The 2,303-nt window shown below is 59.4% G+C and carries 2 protein-coding genes; one reads left to right on the top strand and one right to left on the bottom strand.

Translation table 11 applies throughout. From position 1 onward, the window contains the following. Positions 1–204: hypothetical protein (locus ACSDR0_RS50175; protein WP_435296058.1), on the bottom strand; the 204-nt coding region annotated here is incomplete at its 3' end. A gap of 731 nt (positions 205–935) precedes the next feature. On the opposite strand from ACSDR0_RS50175, the gene ACSDR0_RS50170 reads away from it, so the two are divergent. Beyond that, positions 936–1,592, top strand: a complete 657-nt coding sequence (locus tag ACSDR0_RS50170) for an inclusion body family protein (protein WP_435296057.1) — start codon at positions 936–938, stop codon at positions 1,590–1,592. Positions 1,593–2,303 lie beyond the last annotated feature (711 nt).

Genomic DNA, 2,303 nt, shown 5'->3' with positions numbered 1-2,303 from the left:
CCTGCTGAACGGCTTCATCGCCGAGACCGGCCTAATGATCTCCGATCCGGCATAACCCCCGGCTTTCTCGCTCAGTACCTCTTGGCGGCGCCGTGCGGGTTTGTCGTCGTGGGGTACGCGCACGCACACCACCAGGCCGCTCTTGCCGATGTCGATCGCCGCGACCCGTTCCACCAACTCCAGTGGCTCATCGCTTTCCTGCACAGGTCTCCCTCGTCTCCTCCGTCGTGGGCAGGGGGTTGCCCGGGGAGCCGATAAGGGGAAGGATCAAGAGCCGGGCTCTCGTGCTCGAAGCGACAATTCAGGGCCCCTTGGGCGGCTCCCGGCGTCAGACTGAAAACCGGCCTCGACCAGGCACCAGGCGGACTCGACGTCGGCGGGCAACCACCCCCGATTTTCACGCCCGCAGGGCGTGCGCGCAGCCACATCAAAGACTGAAAAGCGGAAGGTCGACGGTTCGACCCCGCCCCTGACCACATTATCTGAGCAGCAAAGACGCCCCGAACGATCATCGTTCGGGGCGTTCTTGTTTGGCTTTGACGACAACGCTGACGACAACACGCACACTTGCCAAGAATGAGCCGGAATGGTCATCTCCGTGTGTGTGGGGAGCACTCTCCGAAAAACGCCTGCGGGTCATCGCCGGTGGGACATCCCGCGTGCGCGGGGAGCACGGGACGGCGTCCCCGGGAACCGTCCAGGTCGCGGGATCATCCCCGCGTGCGAGAGGCATCCCCGCTCGTGGAACCCCAAGTAGCGCCCGCCTGCGCGACCGCCTTCCAATCCACCATTCTAGTCTCGATATTCATCATGATTCCCATTAGTCGACCGACTCAACGGTGTAGGGCTAGCACTTAAGGGCACTACGGAACGGCATTTCTTGCGTTGCCAAAAAGGAAGAAGCATGACCCTTAGCATCCTTGTTGAATGCCCCAATGAGAACCCTGCTCAAGGATCTTGATTCACAAATCTTGACAATGGTTCACTGGCTCGGCAAGCTCTCCAGTGCGGGCGATTTACAGTCAAGTCGTGATTGCAGGATTCTGGACTACGGTCTGTCTTTTCGGACATTAAGGGAGAATTACTGTATGTCGGAGTTCATTAACGTCCTCATCGCCATCGATGCGGAAACCATTCTCGGAAAATACGGCAAGAACACCGATCCGAACAGCCCCACGTCGATCCCCGACAGCAGCAGTTTGATCTACATGACGACCCGGCAGAACCAACTCGGGAGTACTCCGGGAAGCGAGTTGACGATCAACGCCTCCCCCATGGACATCATCAGATGGCGTGAGACGACACTATCTCTGAACTCCGAGTACACCAGCGTCCTCTACAGGTTCAACGCCCTGTCCGGACAGGATCTGATCAGCACTCCCGTGCCAAGGTCGGTGGTCCTCAACGAGCCGCAGCCGAGCAGTCAGGACCCGTTGAATCCCACTACCCAGAAAATCAACAGCTACTACTGGGAGTCCGAGGTCTTGGACACGGGGACGGTCACCTACAACTTCAGTTTCATGATTCTCAACCACAAAGGCGAAAAGCAGGGTTACTACTACTGGGACCCCTACATCAATATTCAGGATTGACGGAGTCGGTGCGCTGATTCGCCGATCTGCGTCCGGTGATACTTCGCCGTGAGAAAATGAAACACGTTCAGGAATGATAGGCGAGTATTCGGCGACAGCGACAGCGGCGCTTACCTGACGAAATTGCCCTGGGCGAGCATCGTCCGGCACATATTGGTCTTGGGTGGGGCGTCTCCCGGCGATCCATCGATGAACCGGCTACATGGTCGATCGGCGCAAGCAGGTGACCCCTCCAATCGATCGGTACATGTTACGGCTTCTCGCCAGGCAGAACGCGCGGGTCTGCTCTGCGGATATCATCTCCTGACCGCCGAGCAGCCACCTCAATTCCGGCCCAATGGGAGCGATGGTGGCTTCATGCCGCCGACGCGCGATAGTTGCCGACTACCTCGTGCACCACGGACGACCCGGCCCTTCGGACGGTGCCAGCCCCGCCTTGTCCACGCCTCTAGCCATCGCATGCTGCTCGCCCGCCGGCGCAGGGGCACAGCACAGCTGAATGGCCCTTCGGAGCTTACTTGAGCCGTGTTCAGCGAGGATTTGCCCGCACGGTTTGACGGCCCGCCGCAGCAATGCGGCGGGCCTACCTGCGCCTGTTACGTGAGGACGTCGACATTCTCAAGGGAGCCGCCTTAGAACGTGTTTGAGAGGTGATCGTGAAGCCATCCCGTGAGGGGTAGGGGTGCAGGTATGACACGACGGCCCTTTCTA

The sequence above is a fragment of the Streptosporangium sp. G11 genome, assembly GCF_051192615.1.
Classification (GTDB): Bacteria; Actinomycetota; Actinomycetes; order Streptosporangiales; family Streptosporangiaceae; genus Streptosporangium.
This window is presented reverse-complemented; position numbering and strand designations above follow the sequence as displayed.

What these genes read in the sequence shown, in the direction of transcription:
- ACSDR0_RS50170 (WP_435296057.1), top strand. Translation starts at nt 936, where the DNA reads ATGAGAACCCTGCTCAAGGATCTTGATTCACAAATCTTGACAATGGTT.